Here is a 23,557-nt window from a genome sequence, read left to right as displayed (position 1 = left end):
TTTGTAACATTTCCCTCCTATCCTATACATATAAAGTATAAGATCATTAGAATTATTATATCATGGGAAAACAATATAAAGTTGTACGTATATCAGAAAATTGGTCTTCGGTAAAACTTAGAGAAAAGGTAGAAAATACTATGAATAAGTTCTCTAAAGAAGGCTGGGAAGTTATTGACGTTTCTTTTTTAGCCAATACGTATATTGCTATGATAACATTTTCAAAATAACAATCAATCATTTACAATTTATTAGTACATTGATTTTCAGAAAAACTTTTAACTCTTAATATATAAAACAATGGGGCTATTTTTAATTCCAATAGTAATTTTCGGGTTTATCATTCTATTTTCTGGGATATTTACCGTAAAACAACAAACTTCTGCTGTCGTTGAGCGATTTGGTAAGTTTTTAAGTATAAGAAACTCAGGATTACATTTTAAAATTCCGGTTTTTGATCGAATTGCTGGACGAATCAATCTAAAAATACAACAACTTGATGTTCTTGTCGAAACCAAAACAAAAGATGATGTATTTGTTCGTCTTAAAATATCTGTTCAATTTCAAGTTATTAAAGACAAAGTATATGATGCTTTCTATAAATTAGAAAATCCACACGATCAAATTACATCTTATGTTTTTGATGTGGTTCGTGCCGAAGTGCCAAAAATGAAACTAGATGATGTTTTTGAACGTAAAGATGATATTGCTATAGCAGTAAAACAAGAACTTAATGAAGCCATGGTAAATTATGGATATGATATCATTAAAACTTTAGTGACCGATATTGATCCGGATTTACAGGTTAAAGAAGCTATGAACAGAATTAATGCAGCCGAACGTGAAAAGGTTGCTGCAGAATATGAAGCTGAAGCTGAAAGAATTAAAATTGTCGCAAAAGCGCGTGCTGAAGCTGAAAGTAAAAGATTACAAGGGCAAGGTATTGCAGATCAACGTAGAGAAATTGCCAGAGGTCTAGAAGAGAGTGTTGATGTTTTAAATAATGTAGGGATTAATTCTCAGGAAGCTTCTGCACTAATTGTAGTGACACAACACTATGATACTTTACAATCTATTGGAGAAGAAACCAACAGTAATTTAATTTTACTACCTAATTCTCCACAAGCTGGAAGTGATATGTTAAATAATATGATTGCATCATTTACTGCTTCGAACCAAATAGGAGAAGAAATGAAAAAGCAAAATGCTAAAAAAGGTCTTGGAAAAAAAACAGATAACAAATAATAAAAACATAATTTTAATCTATAAACCCGGTCAAGTTTTATGATCGGGTTTATTTTTTCTCTAATGATTCAAAACTATTACTATTTTTCTCAAAAACTTAAAATAAGGTGTTTTTATACAACCAACGTATAAAAGTGATAAGATTATATCACCCCTTTTTTTTCTTCTCTTACGTCCTTTTATATCAATCCATTTTTAATAAGAAAAAATAATGGTTTCTTAAAAATCATAAGAATTCTTTATACTACAAAAAATTAGTATCTTTAAGAAAAATTGTCCCCCATGAAAAACTTTTTATTTATTTTCATTTTCATTTCCGGAAGTGTTTTTTGTCAAGATATAAATACACTTAAAGAATTTGCATTACGAGATGCAAAAGCAACTTCTAAAGCATCGATGGATAGAAATTTAAGTACCATACTTAAATATACTCATCCAGAAATTTACAAAGCTTATGGAGAAAAACAATTAATGGATACAATGGATGAAATTTACAGAACCATGGATGCTCAAAAAATAAAAATCCTTAGTTCTGAAATAGATGAAGTAACCGAGATAAAAAAAGAAAACAAGGAATATCACTGTTTAGTTAAAAACACAGTAAAAATGGACTTTAATGGTAGATTAATTACTTTAAAAAGTTCATTATTTGGTTTTTATAACAAGAAAAAATCTCAATGGTATTTTGTAGAATCTAATAAACTTCTAGATGATCCTCAAACCAAAAAACTCTTTCCTGATTTTAAAACAGATATCGAAATTCCTTTAGATGAGCATATTGCAGATAACTAAAAATTAAAAAACTCATAGATACAAAAGTATTTTCTGTATCTACAAGTTCTTTTTTATATATCATAGCTAGAAGCAACTTCTTTGGCTTCTGATTGCAATAATTCGTTCTTATCTTCAAGAGCTTTGGTAACAAAATCTTTTGCTAACTGATCAGGTTGAATTCCTTTATTTTTAAGGATTTCACTCAAGGCAATCATAGTAGCAATACGAGTTCCCGCCTTTTTTACAGCCGTTTCATAAAGTGGTACAAGTTCCTCTAGTTCTATATTTTTGGCAGCTTCTATAATTTTGATTTTAAGCCCTGCTCTTTTAGTATCTGGTACATTTGTATACTTCTTCCCTGCTCTTTTTATTTCTTCGATTGGAGGGATTCCTTTTTGCTGATTCTGCGGTTGTTTTTTAATATTTTGATGTGTTGAAACTGGTTTTACTTTTGCCCAGGTATCTCGTAAACCCACAGTTTTATTAAATACCAATGCACCAGAAGTACTATCACTATCCACATTAAAATACCCTAATCTTTGAAACTGAAACTGATCTAATGGTTTAGCATCTTTTAGACCAGGTTCTACATAACCTGTTATTATTTTTAAAGAATCTGGGTTTAAAAACTCGACAAAATCTTTGTCTTTATGACCATCTGGAGCTTCATCACTAAACAATCGATCATAAATTCTAACCTCTGAAGCAATAGCATGACGTATTGATACCCAATGTAATGTACCTTTTACATTACGTTTTGATTCTTCGGTACCACTCCCCGATTTACTTTTTGGATCATATGTACATTGAATTTCTGTAATATTTCCTTCGGCATCTTTTATCACTTGTTCCCCTTTAATGATATATGCATTTTTAAGGCGTACTTCTTTTCCTAAAGTTAACCTAAAAAACTTTCTTCCTGCTTCTTCTTTAAAATCTTCTCTTTCGATGTACAATTCGCCAGAAAATGGTACTTTTCTAGAACCTGCGGCTTCATCTTCTGGGTTGTTTTCTGCTTCTAGCCACTCTTCTTTTCCTTTTGGATAATTAGTGATAACAAGTTTAACAGGATCTAAAACAGCCATTACTCTTGGCGCAGTTTTATTAAGATCCTCTCGTACACAGAACTCTAATAATGATACATCAATTACATTTTCACGTTTTGCAACTCCTACAGTTTCAACAAACTTTCGTATTGATGTTGGAGTATATCCACGTCTTCTTAATGCCGAGATTGTAGGCATTCTGGGATCATCCCATCCAGACACTACTCCTTCTTCTACTAACCTGAGTAGCTTGCGCTTACTCATGATTGTATAACTTAAATTAAGTCTTGCAAACTCCCTTTGTTTGGGGCGTATATTCGTACTGTATACTTGATCAAGAAACCAGTCATATAACTTTCTATGTGGTTTAAACTCTAACGAACATAAAGAATGTGAGATGTTTTCTATATAATCACTTTCACCATGTGTCCAGTCATACATTGGATAAATGCACCAATCATCTCCTGTTCTGTGATGAGATTTTTTTAATATTCTATACATCAAAGGATCTCGCATTAGCATATTTGGATCGGCCATATCAATCTTTGCTCTCACCACATGATCACCTTCATCAAACTTACCTTCTTTCATTTTCTGAAAAAGCTCTAAATTTTCTTCAACAGAACGATCTCTGTATGGGCTATTGGTTCCTGATTCTGTGGTAGTTCCTTTTTGAGAAGCAATAGTTTCTGCAGATTGAGAATCTACATAAGCTTTACCATCCTTAATAAGTTGAACCGTCCAATCATATAATTGCTGAAAATAGTCAGACGAATAACATTCTTTATCCCATTGATATCCTAACCATGTTATATCTTCTTTAATTGCATCTACATATTCCTGTTCTTCTTTGGCAGGATTAGTATCATCAAAACGTAGGTTTACCGGTGCATTATACCTTAGACCAAGACCAAAACTAATACCTATTGCTTTGGTATGTCCTATATGCAAATACCCATTGGGTTCTGGAGGGAAACGAAAACGTAAATCTTCTTTACTCATACCTGTTGTAAGGTCCTCCTCTACAATATGCTCTATAAAATTAAGCGGTTTTTTTTCTTCTGACATCTGTAATCTAATAAAACACAAAACTACAAATTCTAATCCTGCCTTGCTATTGTATAAAAATCTTTAATGCAATTATTTTATTAATATCAAAATTCATTAGAAAAGGGGTATTCTCCCTACTCAAATCATAAAGATTATTTTTACATTTGCTTAAAAACCCCGTGGGACTAATAAAGTTAAAAAATATCAAGGTTTATGCTTATCATGGATGCCTTGTAGAAGAAAAAAAAATAGGGTCTGACTACAGAGTAGATCTAAAGATTAAGGCCAATTTATCAAAGTCTGCAATATCTGATCGTTTAGCAGAAACTGTAGACTACGTTCATCTTAATCATATTGTAAAAGAAGAGATGGCTATTCGTTCTAAATTATTAGAACATGCAGCAGAGCGAATTTTAGTTCGTATATTAAATGAATTACCATTAGTTGATAAAGTTATTGTAGATGTTTCAAAAATTAATCCACCTATTGGCGGAAATGTAGAAATGGTTACTATAACAAGAAGCAAAAAACGATAACTATAGTGTTAAAATTGTATGAAAAGCGTTTTATTGTAAAATCATTTAAGAAGTAATCATAAATTTTTTTACATTTGCCTTCCAACCAAAAATTGGGTGTCGTGGCCGAGTGGCTAGGCAGTGGTCTGCAACACCATCTACAGCGGTTCGAATCCGCTCGACACCTCAAAAATCCTGTACTTACGTGCAGGATTTTTTATTTAAATCTGGATTCTGGTGTTATTTTTTCAATTTCATCCTGAATTCGTTTCTCCATTGTATCTGGTAAAACACCTTTTAAAATAAGAAATACACCAAATACAATCATAATAATACTAATGACTCTTTTGATGATATAGGTTCTTTTTGGAGTTAATTTTCTTTTCAATCTCTTTGCTAGCAGCATTTTAAAGAAATCAATAAAAAGATATGTACCTAAAACCATAGCAAAAAAACGTAGAATTCTATTGGTATTCATATCTAACTGTGGTCCTATAACAATAATAACACTTAACCAAAATCCTAATACTCCAATATTTATAAAATTGAGTAAAAACCCTTTTATAAATAACATAAGATAGTTATGTTTATTGATAATTTCTACCGTAGTATCTCTAAGTTTGTTATAGTTCTTTCTTTCCTGAATAAAAGAAATTACACCATATGTAGAAAGCAGCATCCCACCAAATATAAATAATGCAGGATCATCTTTTATTTTTTCTAAAATCTGATTGGTACTAAAATAAGCAATAAGAATAAATACTATATCTGCAAAGATAACTCCTAGATCTACAGCTAAAGCTGCTCTAAACCCTTTAATAGCTGCTGTTTCCAGAAGTACAAAAAAAACGGGTCCAATTAGAAAGGCTAATAAAAAACCTAATGGTATAGCTGCTTGAGCATCTTGAAGCATAGGGTCTAAGCGTATTTATTACAAAGTTAAAAACTACTTAGTTAACTTCAACAATTTTTCCGCCTAAAAATTTTTTAGTATCCTTTTGTTTCGGATCCCCATAAATTCTTATAGTTCCTCCTGCATTAGTATTTGCTTTGACATAATCTTTGGCATTTACTTCTGCCACTCCGCCAGCACTAATTTTTACTTGTGTTTTTTTTGTTTCAAATTCACTACCATAATACTTTCCTCCAGAATTAATAACAACTTCCTGTTCTTTAGCTATACCTTCTAAATGTACTTCTCCGCCTGTAACCGCTTTAACAAATACTGTTTCTGTTTCAGCTTTTGCTTGTATAACAGCTCCTTCCTGAGCCCTAAGATCAAGTTTATTTCTGTCAAGAATATCTTTTACTTCTACTGTTGATCCTTCATTAGCATCAATTTTTCTAAGTTCCTCATAATGAACCAAAACTTCGGTATTACTTTTATCCCATAGATTATCTAAAGACATTCTAATTTTTAAAATAAGACCTTCTTGAATAATTTCTACGTCATATCTCTTATAACCAGTGATTATAACTTTATGTTTATCACTTTTAACAAGAGTTACTTTTATTTTATCAAAAACTTTTACTTCTGTAAAATAATCTAGATTTTTAGTTTTAACGTCTTCTTGTGCTTGCCCTAAAGCAACCCATAAAAACATAAAAAGAAATATCAATTTTTTCATCGCCCTGTTTTTAAGATTTATATTTCAACTCTGATCTTACAAAAAAATAAACGACACTAATTTCTTGATTATTCTATTTCTTCCTTGTTCCCTAACAAGGTAAAATCTAAGTGTCTTTTTATAAGATCAGCATTTTTTACTTTTACATATACCTCATCTCCTAATTGGTATACTTTTTTGGTTTGTTCTCCTATAATGGCATATTCATCTTGATCAAAAACATAATGATCATCACTCATGTCTCGCAGACGAATCATACCTTCGCATTTATTATTAATAATTTCTACATAAATCCCCCACTCGGTAACTCCAGAGATGACTCCTAAAAACTGTTCATCCTCATGATCTTTCATAAACTTTATCTGCATAAATTTTATAGAATCACGTTCTGCACTAGCAGCTAGATTTTCCATACTGCTACTATGATTACATTTTTCTTCATATTCATCTTCTGCAACAGATTTTCCTTTATCCAGATAATGCTGTAACAAACGGTGTGCCATAACATCTGGATATCTTCGTATTGGCGAAGTAAAGTGTGAATAATAATTAAATGCTAATCCATAATGACCAATATTATGAGTAGTATATTCTGCCTTACTCATACTACGTATAGCTAAAGTATCAACTAAATTTTGTTCTTTTTTACCTTGAACATCTTTTAATAACCCATTTAACGATTTGGTAGTGGTTTTTCGATCTCTAAGATCTAATTTATATCCAAATCTTCCGATAATATTTTGTAGTGCTGCTAATTTTTCGTCATTAGGTTCATCATGAACCCTGTAAATAAATGTTTTTTTAGGATTTTGCTTTCCTATGAATTCTGCGACCTTTTTATTAGCTAGTAACATAAACTCTTCAATAAGTTTATTAGCGTCTTTAGAAGTCTTAAAAAACACTCCTACCGGTTCGTTATTTTCGTTTAGACTAAATTTCACTTCTACTTTATCAAAAGAAATAGCTCCCTCACCCATTCGTTTACCTCGCATAATTTTGGCAAGCTCATCTAATTTGAGTATTGCTTCGGTTATTTTTTGATCGGCCTTGTATTCTTTTCTGGTAAGCGAAATTTCTGCCGGAATTACATTATCTCGAGTTTCTATGATATGTTGCGCTTCTTCATATGCAAATCTTGCATCAGAATAGGTTACCGTTCTTCCAAACCATTGATTTTTAATTTCTGCTTTATCATTTAATTCAAATACTGCAGAAAATGTATATTTCTCTTCATTTGGTCTTAAGGAACAGGCATTATTAGATAAAACCTCGGGTAGCATAGGTACTACTCTATCTACCAGGTATACAGATGTTGCTCTTTCATAAGCTTCATCATCGAGTATTGTTCCTGGTTTTACATAATGTGATACATCTGCAATATGAATTCCTATTTCATAATTACCATTTTCTAAAACCTGAAATGATAATGCATCATCAAAATCTTTGGCATCTTTAGGATCAATGGTAAACGTAAGAATTTTTCTCATATCCCTACGATTCTTGATTTCTGATTCCTGAATAGATGTATCTAAAGTGTTAGCATAATTCTCGACTTCCTCAGTAAACTCATAAGGCAGACCATACTGAGCCAAAATAGCGTGTATCTCGGTATTGTGCTCTCCTGGTTTTCCTAATACTTTAACTACTTTTCCAAAAGGTGAGTCTGCTTTTTCTGGCCAATCTTCTAGTTTTACTAATACTTTGTCTCCATTCTCAGCATCGGCTATTTTATTCTTAGGTATAAAAATATCAGTATACATTTTGCCGTCTTGCATATTTACAAAGGCATAATTCTTTTGAATATCTATTACACCAACAAACTCACTCCTTTTGCGAGAAATAATCCTCGAGATCTCTCCTTCGCTCTTTCCTCTTCGTTTTCTACGATACACATAAACCTCTACCTCATCTCCGTTTAACGCTTTATTAAGATTATTATTTGGGATAAAAATATCATCTTCAAGATCTTTTACAATTACATATCCCGTGCCTTTTGAAGTGATCTCTAAAATACCTGTATAGGTATTAATATTGGGTATGATTTTAAATTTTCCTCTATCTATTTCTTCTATCTGTTTCTTAGCAGCGAGCTGAGATAATTTTTTTATAATCTGGTTTCTACTACTCGCATCATCTACTCCTAGTTTTGATGCGATTTGCTTATAATTAAAACTTTTATTTGATTCAGCTTTTAATATTTTAAGTATTTCCTGGGTAATATTCTCTATTTTAGGTGACTTCTTTTTTCTTCTTCTACTCTTTCTTTTCATTAATGTCTATTCTATATATTTATGATAAAAGTACAGCTTATCTTTTAACATCTATAATTTTAACTTTAAACTTTTATTAATACGTAAATCGTATTATCATCAAATAGCCCTAAAATCCATTATCTGTAAATCAAGATATTACATCAAAAAAAAGTATATAAATACAGTTATTTTTCTTAAAATTTACTTAATTTTAGTACACTAGGATTAGATTTTATCCGTTTACTATTTAATTGGATATGCACAAAATCAAAAAAATACATAAAATCATATTACTCTTCATACTCATATTTCTATTGGGCATATATTCGTTTACCTTATACATTAATAATACAATCGATCATAAAAAAGATACTTTAGAAGGATCAGAAATAAATAGTTCTGTAAAAACCGATCGTGAAGCCAGTCAAATCAATTAATTTTTTAGAGTAAAAAATTAATTATCAATCTAAGAGAAGTTGATATTCATTTTGATTCGTATCAATTTGATTGTTACGCTTATTTTGTATCTTGTAGAAATAAGATTATCAAAGAATAATTTTAAGAAATGAAAGATTTTATTACTATTAAAACATATACATATCCTTTTGAGTATGCTATACTTAAGCTACTTCTAGATCAAGAAGGTATTTCTTATTTCTTCGAAAATGAAACAATGGTCGGTGTTTTTCCTTTCTACTCAAACGCATTAGGAGGTATTAATCTAAAAGTTCATAAGAGAGACAAAAACAAAGTACTTCAGATCATAAGTGATCTTAACACAAATTCACATCTTAGAATTGTATAAACCAGTATTCATATTTTCTTTATAGTTTTCAACATATATTAAATATATCTTTTTCTTTTTTTAAAATTTAAAATTAATAATGATGATTATTATATAGTGTGGATAGCGGTATAACTTTTTTAATTTTTATTTGTTTTTTAAGTTAAACTGAATTTTAAAATATATATGAACAGGATATCATTATTCTAATTGCTTGAAAATGTTCTAAAAATGAAATTTAATTAACAACTGTTAATAGTTAATCAACAGCTTAAATTTTTAATATTATTACGGTAAAACCGTAGTTCATAACATTGACTTAATATTTGAAAACTTAACCAAAAAAATAGGGTTTAAAATTTTGATTTCTTCGTATTACACTTGTATTCTAATAAAAATTAAAACTACCAAAAAAACTTTATGAATTTTAAGAACTGTTTATTCACATTCAGTGTTAACAGAAGGTTATGAGTTATTAACATTACCGTAATATTGGGTTAAATTATTGGTTTTTTGGAGTTTACTTTTTTTAGATTAAATTATCTTTGCTTAACTAATGAAACGAACAAAAAAATGAAAATAGCTATTGGAAATGATCACGCAGGAACTGAATACAAATTTGCAATTGCAGAATATTTAGAATCTGAAGGTATCGAAATTACTAACTATGGCACTAATGAAAATAATAGTGTTGATTATCCAGATTTTGTACATCCTGTAGCAAAAGATGTAAACACTGAAAAAGTTAATTTTGGAATTTTAGTCTGCGGAAGTGGAAATGGTGTTGCTATGACAGCTAATAAATACAATAATGTTAGAGCTGGACTATGCTGGACAAAAGAAATTACAGAATTAACCAGACTTCATAATGATGCTAATATCATATGCATTCCTGCAAGATTTACATCCTTACCTCAAGCTGTTGAAATGGTAAAAACATTCTTAGCAACAAAATTTGAAGGAGGCAGACATTTAAATAGAGTACATAAGATACCAATGTGTATTTAGTCTATGGTAAAAATTCACGCCCATAACCATTCATATTCTCATGATAAACTTACTGGGCGTAATTTATTATTTTCTATTCTCTTAAATATTGCAATTACAGCTGCGCAGGTAGCTGGTGGTTTGATATCTGGTAGCCTTTCTCTATTATCAGATGCACTGCATAATTTTAGTGATGTACTCTCTTTAATAGTTAGTTTTTTTGCTAATCGATTAGCAAAAAGAAAAGCTTCTATTAAAAGAACTTTTGGTTTTAAAAGAGCAGAAATAATGGCAGCATTTATAAATGCCATTTCATTAGTTATAATAGCATTTATTCTTGTGTTTGAAGCCATAGAACGATTACTAAATCCACAAGAAATAAGTGCACGTGTTGTAATTATACTTTCTGTAGTAGCAATTTTTGGAAATGGACTAAGCGTCTTACTTTTAAGAAGAGATAGCAAGGTAAATATGAATATGAGATCTGCATATTTACACCTGGTAACCGACTTAATGGCATCTTTTGCGGTTTTGATAGGGGGATTGTTAATGAAGTTTTATAAACTATTTTGGGTAGATAGTCTGTTAACTTTTGTAATTGCAATCTATCTGATTATTGTAGGTTATGATCTCTTAAAAAAATCATTCAAAGTATTAATGTTATATACTCCCGATACTATCGAGTTAAAAGAAATAGTAAGAATAATTAATGCTTTGCCAAAAGTTAAAAGTATACACCACATACATGTGTGGCAACTTAACGAAGATGAAACACACTTAGAAGCGCATGTAGATTTTGATAGTGATATTTTAGTTTCAGAATTTGGAGAAACACTTAGCACTATTGAAAATATACTTTATAAAGAATTTAAAATCAACCATGTTACGCTACAGCCAGAATATGGAAATAAGGATAGTAAAGATATTATTGTACAGGATTAAAAAATATGAATATCAAATTTAAAGTTAAACGTTTTGACGAACTCTCTGCATTAGAAGTATATAAAATTTTGCGCTTACGCGCAGAGGTCTTTATAGTAGAGCAGGAGTGTATTTATCAAGATATTGACGATAAAGATCAAAAAGCACTTCACGTAATAGGATATAAAGACAAAGAAATTGTTGCCTATACACGATTATTCGATGCGGGTGATTATTTTAAGGAAGCTAGTTTTGGAAGAGTAGTCATACCAAAAAAGGAAAGGCAGTATGGATATGGTCACCAACTAATTAAAGAATGTGTGAGTGCTATAGAAACATATTTTAAAACTAAAGCGATTAAAATATCTGCCCAAACCTATTTAAAAAAATTCTATAAAACCCATGGTTTTAAGCAAATAGGAGAGGAGTACCTCGAAGATGGCATTCCTCATATTGGTATGATTAGAGAATAAATAAAGGCTCATTTTTTAATGAGCCTTTATCTTTATTTTAAAAGTTCTTCGTACTTATTTTTATTACTTAGTATTTCCTGACTTTTAGCTACTTCTGGGTTATGTGTTACGTAATAATTATATAATCCTTCGCGATAGAAATAACGTTTAATAATTTCATCTGTTAGTAAATTAACAATTTCGGTCTTATAAGTGTCTAAAGCTGCCTGTTTAGAAGTATTTATCGAAGTAATAAGGGTGTTATAAGTAGTGATGATATCTTTATCAAACTTTTCCTTTTTCGCTATTTCTAATGATTTTTTAAATGATTTTTCGGTTTCGGTCTCAAAATTAAACTCACTTTGTTTTACAAAATTTTTAAACTCTTCATAATCTTTATCTGTAAATTTAAAATCAGAGGATTTTTTTAATTGATGAGAATAATAATATTTTGTTCCATATTCAAAAATAGCATCAGACCGCAATAAAGCTGTAGTAATTTTACTGAATTTAGAGGTCTCTAATTCGATATCAGGCTGTATACCTCCACCATCATATACTGTTCTTCCGTTTTTGGTTTTAAAGGCTTTAAAATCTTGCTCATTAATGCGTACAGCATTATTATTTTTATCACGATTCCAATAATCTAATGCCTGAATACACCTTCCACTTGGAGTATAATATCTAGAAATAGTAATTTTTAATTGAGTACCATAAGTTAGTTTTTTTGGTCGCTGTACTAATCCCTTACCAAAACTTCTGGCACCAATAACTACACCTCTATCAAGATCCTGAATACTACCTGCAACAATTTCACTTGCCGATGCACTTCTTCCGTTTACTAATACGACCAAAGGAATCTGGATATCAATGGGCTCTCTTTTGGTAAAATATTCTTTATTATATTTTTTAACGACTGATTTTGTAGTAGTGATTAACTCTCCTTTTGGCACAAAAATATTAGTAACATTTATAGCTTCACTTAATAAACCGCCAGGGTTACCTCTTAAATCTAAAATTACTTTATCAGCTCCCTTGGCTTTTAAATCTTTTAAAGCATCAATAGTTTCACTAGAGGCTTTGTTATTAAATTTTGATAATACAATATATCCGGTATTATCATTTAGCAATGTATAAAAAGGAACAGCATCTACTTCTATTTCTTCTCGTGTTAATACTGTAGTTTTAGTTACTCCCTGTCTTTTATAAGTAATGTTCACTTTAGTTCCGCTGGCTCCTTTAAGAAGTTCTCCTGCATCATCTTTAAAATCGGCTACTTTTACATCTCCTATTTGTATAATCTCATCACCTGCTTTAAGACCTGCTTTATCAGCAGGATACCCTTTATAAGGCTCTATGATGATGATTTTATCTTTTATTGTTTTTACAGAGGATCCAATACCTGTGTATTCTCCTGCGTTACGTATTTTTGAAGCTTCAACATCCTGCTCGTTCCAATACTTAGTATAGGGATCCAAATCATCTAACATGGCTTTGATTGCCGTATCCATTAATTCTGCAGGATTTGTTTCATCTACATAATTCATGTTTAATTCTTTAAACATAGTAGTGAAAATTTCAATCTGCTTAGCGATTTCAAAAAAATCTGACTTAAAACTTACTGTAGATAGTAAGATAATCACGGCAGCTACGGGGTAGATAATTCTCTTCTTCATTGATATTTTCTTTAAATATTGCAAATCAAGTAAACATGTGATGCTGTTATTTTGATTTTATTTCTTGTTCGACAAATTTTTGTAATATTCCTTTTATTTTAGATTCTATTAACGAATATTCGGGTATTTCTTTACCTGAAAATAAAAACATAAAAGTGAATTGATGAGTAGTGTTGGGTACAATATACTTATTTTTTCTATAACTTTCACGCATTAAACGCTTTATACAATTACGATCTACTGCTTTTTTGAAGTTACGTTTGCTAACTGATACGCCCGCTCTGATTTTAATACTCTCTTCAAGGTTTGATTTTCTATATACTAATCTAATGGGGTATTTGGAAATAGATTTTCCTTCAGAAAAAAGTAATTCTATTTCCTTTTTGCTTTTTAATCTCTCTTTTTTATTAAAAGTAGCCTTCATAAGCATTAAATGTAGTGAATAGATTTTTTATAGCAGCAATAAAAAAACCGGTACTAAAACCGGTTTTTAATAAGACTCTAGTCTATGTGATTTATCTTGTTAATAACAACTATTCTGAAAAACTATTATTTTTAGGATTTACATCAGCCATAGTATTTGTAATATCGATTCCTATCGATTTTATTTCAGATTTTGGTTTAGAAAGATCTAAAGAATAAGTTGGGTTTGTCCAGGGCCAATCGGGTAATATAGTTCTTTTCATCGATGGGATTGGGTTTTCTTTTTCATTACGCATCACTCTTAAAGGAATGTAGAATGATTCTATAGTGCTATCTTTATATTCTACATAAAGATCAATAGGCATTGGCATTAATCCGATACGCTCTAAAGTGATTTTGGTCGTGTTGTTATTAGCAACTACATCTTTGATTCCGTAATCTATGGTATTTGTGGTTTGTGTCCAATCTGTTAGATACCAATCTAATTGTATTCCAGACACTTTTTCTGCTATCCTTTTAAAATCATTAGGAGTAGGATGCTTAAATTTCCATTCATCAAAATATCTTTTAATCGTTTTTGCAAGATTATCTTCTCCAATAATATATCCTAATTGTGATAGAAAAACAGCTCCTTTTGTATATGCAGAAGCTCCATAAGCGGCATTGTGCGAATAGTGATCTGCTTGAGTCGTCTGTGGTTGTTCTATACCAGAAGTAGCTAATTGATAATACCCCTGGTACATCCCTCTTAGCGAATTAGGATTATTCTGTTTCATTACATCATTCATTGCCAGAGTAGAAATATAACTGGTAAATCCTTCATCCATCCACTCATGTTTAGCTTCGTTAGTAGCCAGAATATGTTGAAACCATGAATGTGCCATTTCGTGCGCTGTAACGCCAACAAGGCTACCAAAATTTCTTTCTCCTGTGATTAGAGTCGACATGGCATATTCCATACCGCCATCACCACCTTGTAATACAGAATATTGATCATACGGGTACTTTCCTATTTTTTCACTAAAATACTTCATCAACTCTACAGTTTTGGGCTGTAGATCTTTCCAGTTTTCTATAATTTCTTTCTTGTTTTTATACAAAAAATGAAGTGTAGGACCATTAGGCACCTTCACAGTGTCGTGTAAATATTCTGGATCGGCAACCCATGCAAAATCATGCACATTAGGCGCTTTAAAGTGCCACGAAAGCTTCTTGCCTTTTCTACTTACTTTTGTACCGGGTTCTTCATATCCATACCCTATTTCTTGTGGGTTTTGCAAATATCCAGTACCACCCAAAATATAATCTTTATCAATAGTTATGGTCACATCAAAATTACCCCAAACTCCGTGAAATTCTCTTGCGATATAAGGATCAGCATGCCATCCTTCAAAATCATATTCTGCAATTTTTGGGTACCACTGTGTCATTGATAATGCAATACCTTCTTTATTATTTCTTCCTGAACGGCGTATTTGTACAGGTACTTGACCGTTAAATTTCATAGAAAAAGTAACCTTTTCTCCTGGTGCAATAGGTTTATCTAGAGATACTTCTAAAACAGTTCCCGCAGTTTTATATGTTAATGGTTTTCCGTTTTGCGTTAAGGAAGAAACTTTTAAATATCCAATTTCTTCGGGAGTAAGTTTACTTATTCTGCTTCCAACTCTGGGATCGGGATCGGGAAGATTACGAGAACGTATATCCATTTCACTTCCTGGTTGAAATGCATTAAAATATAAGTGATAAAATACTTGATATAACGTATCAGGAGAATTATTAGAATAGATGAGCTCTTGTGTCCCTTCATATTGAAAATTTTCAACATTCATATCCACATTCATCGTATAATCTACCTGTTGTTGCCAATACGAAGTATTGTTTTGTGCTGTGACACAAAAAATACCAACTAAAAAGCCAAAACCAATTTTTTTAAACATAATAAATGAATTATTTAGACAATTTATCTGCCATAATAAGGGCATTATACAAATTAACCATTTTACCCGATTTAGATAACCCAGAAAAGCTTCCTACATTAGTTTGTTCTCCACCAATAACTACAGAGGATTTTGTACTTAATCCACTGTCCATAAGTATTTGTTTTACCTGAGGAGCTTTTAGATTAGGATAATATGATCTAATTAACGCTGCAACTCCTGCTACAGCCGGAGCCGCCATAGAAGTTCCTTGCAGATATTCGTATGAATTATTAGGTGTTGTTGACCATATTTTAACTCCAGGAGCGAATGCATCAACATTGTTTTTACCATAATTAGAGAAATCAGCTACCAAATTAGAGCCATAAGCATAATTTAAAGCACCAATGGTAATAAAATTATCGGCAATTTCAGAACCATTATTAGTTTGATCATTAGGATATACTGCCTTTTTATCTAGATCTGTTCCTTCATTTCCTGCTGCATTTACGATCAATACATCTTTTGAGGCTGCATAAGTAATAGCTTCTCTTACCCATTCTGGATGTGTACTGTAGTATTTACCAAAGCTAGTATTAATTACTTTGGCTCCATTATCTACAACATATCGTATGGCAAGCGCAATATCCTTGTCGTATTCATCTCCATTAGGAACTGCTCTAACTGCCATTATTTTCACATTTTGTGCTATACCATTCATTCCTTTTCCATTATTTCTCTCTGCAGCGATTATACCGGCAACGTGAGTCCCGTGTTTGATACCTTCTTTTTTTGGATCTGGTCCCATAACGTTGTTATTTCCATATTTGACATCTGTGATATCATCTACATTATCTCCTACTACAGTTCTACCATCAAATTCGGGATTTAAGTTATAATTTAACTGATCTGTGAAATGATCAACCCCTTCTTTAAGATTTTTTATAAAATCGGGTACAGTATCACCAGGATCCATAAACCCAAACATTTGGGCAAGAAAAGCAACATGCTGTTGCATCTCTTGAGTCTTTGCTTCTACTTTTAAAAGCTCATCTCGAGAATAGTCTTCTTTTCCTAGTGCATCTGTAATTGCTTTGTGCGAAATTTTTGATTGTTGAAGTATTTGTTCGTATTGCGTTTTTTGGGCAGAGTTTTCCTGATATTCTTTTTCGAATTCTGCTTTGGCTGCAATATAATTTTGGTATTCACTTCGATCATTTTCGGGTATAGAAGCAAGAGTTTTACCAGCGTACTTTGGTTTAAACTTTTTTATGATTCTCACATACTCAAGATTTTCGTCTTCAGAATCCCCTAAAAAATTCCACCCATGAATATCATCAATATAACCATTGTTATCATCATCTTTTCCGTTTCCTTTAATCTCTTTCGGATTTGTCCAGATCACTCCATCCAGATCCTCATGCTCAATATCTACACCGCTATCGATAACACCAACAATAACAGTCTTACCTTTTTTACCTTTAATAAGAGTATTATAAGCTTTATTTACACTCATCCCAGGAACGGTATCAGAAACCAAATCAAGCGAATTCCATCCTTTAAGTTGAGCATCTGTTAGATCTATATTTTTTAAAGGAATTGTGTCTATGTTCTCTATAGGTGTAGAAATAATGGTTGGAGCACCACAGCTTACCAAAATCATAGACGAGGCAATGGTGGTAATAATTTTATTAGATGAGGGAATCATTTGATCTTTTATTTTAATTAAATATTTCATGACAAGTAAAAACTTCTTTTAATCGTACCCCTTTTTGGGTGTGTTGTACTGTTATTATTTCATTATGAGCATCATGTTGCAGGAATAAATACCATCCATTAGTAGCGGCATTATCAAGAAACAGCTTTTTTTCATCCAAGGTTAATAAAGGCCTTGTATCATAACCCATTACATATGGCAAAGGAACATGACCTGCTGTAGGCAGAAGGTCTGCCATAAACACAATTGTTTTTCCTTTATGTTCTATATGCGGAATCATTTGTTTTTCAGTATGTCCATTAACAAATAGTACGCCAAAACCCAATTCTGTGCTTTTTTGGAATGATGTACCTGATCTGGAAATAAAATTTAATTGTCCACTTTCTTGTATCGGCATAATATTTTCGCTTAAAAAAGAAGCTTTTTCTCGAGCATTAGGCTGTGTAGCCCATTGCCAATGTTCTTCATTGCTCCATATGCGAGCATTTTTAAAAGCTAATTCATATCCCGTTCGGGCTTTATTCCATTGCACTACACCACCACAATGATCAAAGTGAAGATGAGTAATAAAAACATCGGTAACATCATCTCTGTGAAATCCTTTTGCTTTTAAAGAGGTATCTAAGCTATCATTTCCCCAAAGTGAATAATGACTGAAAAATTTTTCAGATTGCTTATCTCCCATTCCAGAGTCAATAAGAATTAACCTGTCTCCCTCTTCAATCAGTAAGCATCTTGCTGCAATATCAATTAGGTTTTTTTCATCTGCAGGGTTGGTTTTGTTCCATAAAACTTTTGGAACCACTCCAAACATAGCGCCTCCATCAAGTTTAAAATTTCCTGCGTTTATGGGATGTAGATTCATTTGTTTATTTTTAATTCTGTCTTTAATTAATATGATTATCGCCAAAAGTTATTTAGATATACATGTCTAAAGCACAAATTATTTTCTGGGGTCAAAAGTGTTTTTAAGACATTTTCTGTATATCTAATCCAATAGCTTATTTCGGTACTAATTAAAAATCTTTGCAAAATAGAAAAAATGGCAGGGATCAAGATTTAATTTTTGGACTTTTTAACAATAATTCCTCATATTGTATACTTGATATCACTTTTTCTAGGCGAGTTCCGTAATCTAATAAAGCTTTGATCTCTTTAATGCTAGCCAAACGTTCTTTTCTCATCACCAACAAATAGCTACCATTACATTCTATATGATAATATGGATTACTCTCTAAAAACAGCACTAATTCATTAGTAAAGAACAACTTAATTTTTTCGGGTTTTTCTCCTAAAAGAAAGAACCGTTTAGAAAAATCAGGATGGCCAGAAATTAAAATATCTTTAAATCCTGAGAATTTATATATAAATTCTAATAATCCCTCTTTGTCTAATGTAAATTTAGGAACTTCAGTTTTTAATTTTATCGTCATGATTGTGGTTCTCACCAAAGTTCGGGCAATAAATTCACCTTCAGAAAATTCGGTATCAGAAATTCTAAAAATAGACTTTGAGTCATAAATAGAATTATTTAGATAATTGATTTTTTTAGTTTTAAAGAACACAAAATCATGCAAACCAGAAACATCATGATCTTTTTTAGGGTCATATTTCCAGGAAAAGTTATTCGCAATATTTTGTAAATCTTTTTGTCTTTTGGTAAGGTTTGATTTTGCTCCTATTTTAATTTTTTTAGAAAAAGGAATCAAACTTCTTATTGCTAAAGGGTGTTCTGAAGAAGTACCATGAATATCTAGTCCTGTAATCTCAAAAGAACCTCCTTTTCTCTTAAAAGTTTCTTGATATCCCAATAAACTTTCCTGTACAGTATAATCTACAAAATCACAAAGAGAAAAATCTATTATAGCATCCTGATTCTCAGGAATTGTATCTAATTTTCTTTTTAATCGAGAATAATTAAGAAAGCTTGAAAAATTCTTTATACTAACAAAATAAGTATCGTTAAAACCTTCTTTAAACATAAGAACATTAGGTTTAAAAAGATTTCTGATAAAAAAGAGTACACTTTTGTTAAGGATAAAATGTATAATAATCGTTGTTAGGATTCCGATAAGGATTCCTGTGATTAAGTTTGTTGTTATCGTTGCTATAATTGTAGCAAAGAAAATAATAAGCTGTTCTTTACCAATTTTGGCAACAATTTTTAAGTTTTTAGGGGCCGCCAGCTTATATCCCGTATACACCAAAATAGCTGCCAGCGCTGTAAGTGGAATTCTTTTAAGTTGATCTTGAAATAAAACTACAAATAATATTAAGAATACAGCGTGAAAGAAATTAGAAGTTCGGTTAGTACCTCCGTTATTAACATTTACAGAACTACGGGCGATTACAGTAACTACATTAAGCCCTCCTAAAAAACCACTAACAATCGATGCAATACCTAAGGCAGTAAGATCTTTGTTTATATTTGACCTTCTTTTTAAAGGATCCAGCTTATCTACAGCCTTAATACTTAGTAGAGATTCAATACTCGAAATTAAAGTTATTGCAATAACTACTCCTATAAATTTAAAATCAAGAATTAATGAAAAATCTGGAGTAGGGAAGTTTGAAAAAACATCATTGGGTATTTGTACCAATAAGGAGTCATCTATAGGATAAGGAGCGCTTGAAAAGAATTCATAATAATAGCTTAAACCAACAGCAATAAGAACGATCCACATAGGAGCAGGTACCAATTGAAAATATTTATTTCTGATTTTACCATAAAAAAACATAATCAATAGGCTCACAACTCCAACTAATGCAGCAATAGCACTATATTCGGGTTTAAATAATAACGAAATACTATGAGGAATATCTGTTAACAAAGAAATAGTATCTCCTTTAATGCTTGTATTAGCAAGCATCACATGAAACTGTTTTGCAAAAATACTTATTCCTATAGCAGCAAGCATTCCCTGAATTGCCGAAGAAGGGAAAAAGTCGCTCAGAATCCCTAATCGCAATTGCCCAATAATGATCATTAATGCTCCCGAGCATATAATGGCAGCCAATGTAAAGATATAACCTTGATAAAGATCACCATTAGCAAGAGTTGTTATAGCCCCTAGTAAAACAACAACCAATCCATTACCTGGACCCGTAATTGTAACTTTAGATCCTCCAAAAATGCTTACAATAATCCCTCCAACAACAGAAGCAATTACACCAGAGATAGGTGGAGCTTCTGAAGCTAAAGCCAATCCTAATCCCAGTGGTAGTGCGATTAGTGAGACTACAAAACCCGAAAAAATATTCTTTGGCAACTGAGATAAAAAACCAGATGTAGTGTTATTCGTTTTCTTCATTTATCTCATAATTAAAACATCTGTTGGTAATTCTGATAAAATATACTCAAGATCATGAAGAAAAATACGATCTAAAAACGTTGTTCTTTTCGGAGCATTCATAATAAGAAGATCCGCAGCGACCACTTTTGCATAATGACCAATAGAATATCCTCTTTTTCCAAATATAGATTGTGTTTTTATTAAAATACCTGTTTTAAGATCTTCAGGAACATCGTTTAAGATATGCTGTACTCTAAGATCTTCTTTTTGGGCTAATTGTTCTTTTATTAATGTGTCTTTAAGCAAAGACTGATCATCTTCTACAATAACCTTAACTTCTTGACGAGAAATCTCTTCTACAATAGTGAGTTTTTGTGCACCAAGATTCTGGGCCACTTCAAACGAATCCAGTATCGTTTTTTGGGTTGCTTCATCTTTAAGACCATTTACTACGATATGATTACAAGGTCGTAAGTCTTCTGATGGTTTTATTAACAGCAAAACAGAACAATGTGCATTTCTGGTGATTTTTCGTGCAATTGACCCAATATAAAATTTAAGAAAATCTTCTCTTGGGATAGCACCAAGCATGATAAGATCAGCATTATTTTCTCTGGCTGTTTCAATAATTACTGTAACTGGATCCCCTTGTTTCCAAATAACATTTACTTTTTCATCATCGTCAGAAAATCCTGAAATTAGCTTTTTTATATTATCTTCTTTCTCATTCGTTTTTTCGCCTACATGAACAATGATCATTTTAGAATCAAAAAAATCGACCATTCGCATAGCCTCAAAAATATTATTTTTAAGGTTTGGAGAAAAAGCTACACCAATAAGGATAGTATTAAATTTATGATGAGGTAATTCGTTCAAAGATTTATTTTGTACTAATTTTAAGTCGCGAAATATAAACTTATTTTTTTAAAATCAGAAAATAGCACTTATTTCTGTTATTTTTAAAAAAATCCCGATCTTTCTCACATTAATTTGATTTAAGAATAAAGCATGTTAGAACTTGCAGGAATAATTATATTAGGAATTTTGGCTCAATGGGTGGCATGGAAATTTAAAATACCCGCAATTTTACCGTTAATTCTTATAGGACTTTTGGTTGGTCCTTTTGCTACATTATTTACTAATGACGGCACTAAATTGATACAACCTATCTGGAACGGGATAGAAGGTCTTTTTCCCGGGGAGAGTTTATTTTATTTTGTTTCTTTAGCGATAAGTATTATTCTTTTTGAAGGTGGCCTTACCTTAAGAAGAAGTGAAATTCTTAATGTAGGCCCAGTGATTATAAAATTAATCACGATTGCTGTTATTGTTACTTTTTTTGGCGCAGGATTGGCAGCACACTATATTTTTGATCTAAGCTGGCCCATCTCGTTCTTATTTTCTTCATTAATTATTGTAACTGGTCCTACAGTAATAACTCCAATTTTAAGAAATATTCCTCTTAAAAAAGATGTATCTGCTGTTCTAAAGTGGGAGGGTATTTTGATTGATCCTATTGGTGCTTTGGTGGCCGTTTTGGTATTTGAGTTTATTAGAGTAGGTGGTGGTGAAGGATTTACGCTAACGGCTTTAATCGAATTTGGAAAAATTATACTTGTTGGTTTTACATTTGGTTTTACATTTGCTCACGCGTTGGCATTTTCTCTAAAGAAAAAAATTATCCCACATTATTTACTTAATGTAGTAACCCTTGCATTGGTATTAGGTGTTTTTGTATTATCAGATACTTTTGCTCATGAATCTGGATTACTTTCTGTAGTAATTATGGGTATGGTATTAGGAAATATAAATCTTCCTCATATTGATGAGATTCTATATTTTAAAGAATCTCTAAGTGTACTTTTGATCTCGATATTATTTATCCTTCTCGCAGCAAATATCAACATCGAAGATTTACAACTAATCTATAATTGGCAGGCTGTTTTACTTTTTGTTATTGTTGTTTTTATAGTAAGACCCGCAGGTGTATTCTTGAGTTCTCTTAATTCTGGACTTAAAACCAACGAAAAATTATTTATTAGCTGGGTAGGACCAAGAGGTATTGTAGCAGCAGGTATTGCATCATTATTTGGGTTAAAGCTATATAAAGAAGGAGTTCCGGGAGCAGAATATATTACACCCCTGGTGTTTATGATTGTATTGGGGACTGTTTTACTTAATGCTACTACAGCACGTCTTTTTGCCAAATTGGTAGGTGTTTTTCTTAAAAAATCTGAGGGAATCTTGATTATCGGTGCTTCCAAAATTTCGAGATTGATCGCAGCGTATATCAAAAATAATAATCGTCATGTCGTTTTGGTAGATAGTAATAGAGATAATATCAATAAAGCCAAAGATCTAGGCCTAGAAGCGATCGAAGGGAATATTTATGGTGATCAGCTTAAAGACAATATCGAATTAAACGATATTGGGTATTTAATGGCACTTACCGGTAACAATGATATAAATAAGTACGTGATTGATAAGTATAAAGATCAATTTGGAGAACATGGAGCTTTTAGACTAATTACTTCTGAAGAAATGTTAGACCCTCAAAAAACTCCTCATGAAGGATTGTTTTCTCATACCGATGATTATTATAAGCTTATTGAACTCACAGAAAAGTATCCGGGAATACAGGAAATAAAAATTAAGGATAAAAAGCAGTATAGAGCATTAATTGAGCTAACCAAAGAAGATCAAGATATTATTCCGTTATTTATAAAAGACACCCATAAAAATATTAGAATCATATCTTCGTTTAGTGAAGAAATAGAACAGGTAGAAGAAGGAAGTTTTCTGGCCTATATTGGTAAGCCTATAGATATCGAAGAGGTAAAATAAAGTATGATATCCTTTATAGAATAATTACTTG

General features: G+C 31.5%; 20 protein-coding genes and 1 tRNA gene. 10 read left to right on the top strand and 11 right to left on the bottom strand.

Going from position 1 to position 23,557, the window contains the following annotated elements; genetic code table 11:
- Positions 1–62 precede the first annotated feature (62 nt).
- From ATO12_RS25655 to ATO12_RS06770, 3 genes are all read left to right on the top strand, one after another.
- Positions 63–230, top strand: a complete 168-nt coding sequence (locus ATO12_RS25655) for a DUF4177 domain-containing protein (RefSeq protein ID WP_117590006.1) — start codon at positions 63–65, stop codon at positions 228–230.
- Positions 231–300: 70 nt separating this feature from the next.
- The gene (locus ATO12_RS06775) at positions 301–1,245 is read left to right on the top strand and encodes an SPFH domain-containing protein (protein WP_034240367.1); all 945 of its coding nucleotides are present in this window, start codon (positions 301–303) and stop codon (positions 1,243–1,245) included.
- A gap of 282 nt (positions 1,246–1,527) precedes the next feature.
- Positions 1,528–2,037, top strand: coding sequence for a hypothetical protein (locus ATO12_RS06770; protein WP_034240365.1), 510 nt, complete (start codon positions 1,528–1,530; stop codon positions 2,035–2,037).
- 53 nt (positions 2,038–2,090) lie between these two features.
- Here the strand turns inward: ATO12_RS06770 and ATO12_RS06765 are convergent, their stop codons facing one another.
- Positions 2,091–4,133, bottom strand: a complete 2,043-nt coding sequence (locus ATO12_RS06765; protein WP_034240361.1) for a glutamine--tRNA ligase/YqeY domain fusion protein — start codon at positions 4,131–4,133, stop codon at positions 2,091–2,093.
- A 161-nt stretch (positions 4,134–4,294) separates the two neighbouring features.
- Between ATO12_RS06765 and folB the strand changes: the two genes are divergently transcribed.
- Both folB and ATO12_RS06755 read left to right on the top strand, forming a co-directional pair.
- Positions 4,295–4,651 (top strand): dihydroneopterin aldolase, encoded by a 357-nt coding sequence (gene folB / locus ATO12_RS06760; RefSeq protein WP_034240358.1) that lies wholly within the window; start codon positions 4,295–4,297, stop codon positions 4,649–4,651.
- A gap of 95 nt (positions 4,652–4,746) precedes the next feature.
- Positions 4,747–4,817: transfer RNA gene (locus ATO12_RS06755), tRNA-Cys, on the top strand.
- A gap of 30 nt (positions 4,818–4,847) precedes the next feature.
- On the opposite strand, the gene ATO12_RS06750 is transcribed toward ATO12_RS06755, so the two are convergent.
- From ATO12_RS06750 to rnr, 3 genes are all read right to left on the bottom strand, one after another.
- Positions 4,848–5,543 carry a LysE family translocator gene (locus tag ATO12_RS06750; RefSeq protein WP_034240356.1) on the bottom strand — a complete coding sequence of 232 codons (696 nt, stop codon included), beginning with the start codon at positions 5,541–5,543 and terminating at the stop codon, positions 4,848–4,850.
- A 37-nt stretch (positions 5,544–5,580) separates the two neighbouring features.
- Positions 5,581–6,258 carry a head GIN domain-containing protein gene (locus ATO12_RS06745; RefSeq protein ID WP_034240354.1) on the bottom strand — a complete coding sequence of 226 codons (678 nt, stop codon included), beginning with the start codon at positions 6,256–6,258 and terminating at the stop codon, positions 5,581–5,583.
- Between the two features lie 68 nt (positions 6,259–6,326).
- Positions 6,327–8,528 (bottom strand): ribonuclease R, encoded by a 2,202-nt coding sequence (gene rnr, locus ATO12_RS06740; protein WP_034240353.1) that lies wholly within the window; start codon positions 8,526–8,528, stop codon positions 6,327–6,329.
- Positions 8,529–9,075: 547 nt separating this feature from the next.
- Here rnr and ATO12_RS06730 point away from each other — a divergent pair.
- The 4 genes from ATO12_RS06730 to ATO12_RS06715 all read left to right on the top strand — a co-directional run bounded on the left by ATO12_RS06730 (position 9,076) and on the right by ATO12_RS06715 (position 11,675).
- Complete coding sequence (locus ATO12_RS06730; protein ID WP_034240345.1) at positions 9,076–9,315, top strand: hypothetical protein; 240 nt, start codon at positions 9,076–9,078, stop codon at positions 9,313–9,315.
- A 552-nt stretch (positions 9,316–9,867) separates the two neighbouring features.
- On the top strand, positions 9,868–10,302 hold the full coding sequence (gene rpiB / locus ATO12_RS06725) for a ribose 5-phosphate isomerase B (protein ID WP_034240344.1): 435 nt from the start codon (positions 9,868–9,870) through the stop codon (positions 10,300–10,302).
- Positions 10,303–10,305: 3 nt separating this feature from the next.
- On the top strand, positions 10,306–11,223 hold the full coding sequence (locus tag ATO12_RS06720; protein ID WP_034240342.1) for a cation diffusion facilitator family transporter: 918 nt from the start codon (positions 10,306–10,308) through the stop codon (positions 11,221–11,223).
- A gap of 11 nt (positions 11,224–11,234) precedes the next feature.
- Complete coding sequence (locus ATO12_RS06715; RefSeq protein WP_034240551.1) at positions 11,235–11,675, top strand: GNAT family N-acetyltransferase; 441 nt, start codon at positions 11,235–11,237, stop codon at positions 11,673–11,675.
- 32 nt (positions 11,676–11,707) lie between these two features.
- Here the strand turns inward: ATO12_RS06715 and ATO12_RS06710 are convergent, their stop codons facing one another.
- The 7 genes from ATO12_RS06710 to ATO12_RS06680 form a co-directional block, all read right to left on the bottom strand.
- Positions 11,708–13,330 carry a S41 family peptidase gene (locus ATO12_RS06710; protein WP_034240340.1) on the bottom strand — a complete coding sequence of 541 codons (1,623 nt, stop codon included), beginning with the start codon at positions 13,328–13,330 and terminating at the stop codon, positions 11,708–11,710.
- Positions 13,331–13,376: 46 nt separating this feature from the next.
- On the bottom strand, positions 13,377–13,754 hold the full coding sequence (rnpA, locus tag ATO12_RS06705; protein ID WP_034240545.1) for a ribonuclease P protein component: 378 nt from the start codon (positions 13,752–13,754) through the stop codon (positions 13,377–13,379).
- A gap of 109 nt (positions 13,755–13,863) precedes the next feature.
- The gene (locus tag ATO12_RS06700) at positions 13,864–15,693 is read right to left on the bottom strand and encodes a M1 family metallopeptidase (protein WP_034240525.1); all 1,830 of its coding nucleotides are present in this window, start codon (positions 15,691–15,693) and stop codon (positions 13,864–13,866) included.
- Positions 15,694–15,703: 10 nt separating this feature from the next.
- On the bottom strand, positions 15,704–17,410 hold the full coding sequence (locus ATO12_RS06695) for a S8 family peptidase (RefSeq protein ID WP_081801989.1): 1,707 nt from the start codon (positions 17,408–17,410) through the stop codon (positions 15,704–15,706).
- Positions 17,394–18,254, bottom strand: coding sequence for an MBL fold metallo-hydrolase (locus tag ATO12_RS06690; protein WP_034240338.1), 861 nt, complete (start codon positions 18,252–18,254; stop codon positions 17,394–17,396). Before ATO12_RS06690 ends, ATO12_RS06695 begins: the two co-directional genes overlap by 17 nt.
- Positions 18,255–18,441: 187 nt before the next feature.
- Positions 18,442–20,700 carry a SulP family inorganic anion transporter gene (locus tag ATO12_RS06685; RefSeq protein ID WP_034240337.1) on the bottom strand — a complete coding sequence of 753 codons (2,259 nt, stop codon included), beginning with the start codon at positions 20,698–20,700 and terminating at the stop codon, positions 18,442–18,444.
- On the bottom strand, positions 20,701–21,558 hold the full coding sequence (locus ATO12_RS06680) for a universal stress protein (RefSeq protein WP_034240336.1): 858 nt from the start codon (positions 21,556–21,558) through the stop codon (positions 20,701–20,703). It lies immediately after the preceding gene.
- Positions 21,559–21,690: 132 nt separating this feature from the next.
- On the opposite strand from ATO12_RS06680, the gene ATO12_RS06675 reads away from it, so the two are divergent.
- A complete protein-coding gene (locus ATO12_RS06675) occupies positions 21,691–23,526 on the top strand; it encodes a cation:proton antiporter (protein WP_034240335.1) in 1,836 nt (611 codons plus the stop codon).
- The last annotated feature ends 31 nt before the right edge of the window (positions 23,527–23,557 follow it).

Source organism: Aquimarina atlantica, from assembly GCF_000626715.1.
GTDB classification, from domain to species: domain Bacteria; phylum Bacteroidota; class Bacteroidia; order Flavobacteriales; family Flavobacteriaceae; genus Aquimarina; species Aquimarina atlantica.
Note: the sequence above shows the minus strand (reverse complement) of the source record. Positions and strands in the feature narration are given on the sequence as shown.

Excerpts from the sequence above, each read along its gene's own strand:
- ATO12_RS25655 (WP_117590006.1), top strand. The coding sequence starts at position 63 with ATGGGAAAACAATATAAAGTTGTACGTATATCAGAAAATTGGTCTTCG.
- ATO12_RS06775 (WP_034240367.1), top strand. The coding sequence starts at position 301 with ATGGGGCTATTTTTAATTCCAATAGTAATTTTCGGGTTTATCATTCTA.
- ATO12_RS06770 (WP_034240365.1), top strand. The coding sequence starts at position 1,528 with ATGAAAAACTTTTTATTTATTTTCATTTTCATTTCCGGAAGTGTTTTT.
- ATO12_RS06765 (WP_034240361.1), bottom strand. The coding sequence starts at position 4,133 with ATGTCAGAAGAAAAAAAACCGCTTAATTTTATAGAGCATATTGTAGAG.
- ATO12_RS06750 (WP_034240356.1), bottom strand. The coding sequence starts at position 5,543 with ATGCTTCAAGATGCTCAAGCAGCTATACCATTAGGTTTTTTATTAGCC.
- ATO12_RS06745 (WP_034240354.1), bottom strand. The coding sequence starts at position 6,258 with ATGAAAAAATTGATATTTCTTTTTATGTTTTTATGGGTTGCTTTAGGG.
- rnr (WP_034240353.1), bottom strand. The coding sequence starts at position 8,528 with ATGAAAAGAAAGAGTAGAAGAAGAAAAAAGAAGTCACCTAAAATAGAG.
- ATO12_RS06730 (WP_034240345.1), top strand. The coding sequence starts at position 9,076 with ATGAAAGATTTTATTACTATTAAAACATATACATATCCTTTTGAGTAT.
- rpiB (WP_034240344.1), top strand. The coding sequence starts at position 9,868 with ATGAAAATAGCTATTGGAAATGATCACGCAGGAACTGAATACAAATTT.
- ATO12_RS06720 (WP_034240342.1), top strand. The coding sequence starts at position 10,306 with ATGGTAAAAATTCACGCCCATAACCATTCATATTCTCATGATAAACTT.
- ATO12_RS06710 (WP_034240340.1), bottom strand. The coding sequence starts at position 13,330 with ATGAAGAAGAGAATTATCTACCCCGTAGCTGCCGTGATTATCTTACTA.
- rnpA (WP_034240545.1), bottom strand. The coding sequence starts at position 13,754 with ATGAAGGCTACTTTTAATAAAAAAGAGAGATTAAAAAGCAAAAAGGAA.
- ATO12_RS06700 (WP_034240525.1), bottom strand. The coding sequence starts at position 15,693 with ATGTTTAAAAAAATTGGTTTTGGCTTTTTAGTTGGTATTTTTTGTGTC.
- ATO12_RS06695 (WP_081801989.1), bottom strand. The coding sequence starts at position 17,410 with ATGAAATATTTAATTAAAATAAAAGATCAAATGATTCCCTCATCTAAT.
- ATO12_RS06690 (WP_034240338.1), bottom strand. The coding sequence starts at position 18,254 with ATGAATCTACATCCCATAAACGCAGGAAATTTTAAACTTGATGGAGGC.
- ATO12_RS06685 (WP_034240337.1), bottom strand. The coding sequence starts at position 20,700 with ATGAAGAAAACGAATAACACTACATCTGGTTTTTTATCTCAGTTGCCA.
- ATO12_RS06675 (WP_034240335.1), top strand. The coding sequence starts at position 21,691 with ATGTTAGAACTTGCAGGAATAATTATATTAGGAATTTTGGCTCAATGG.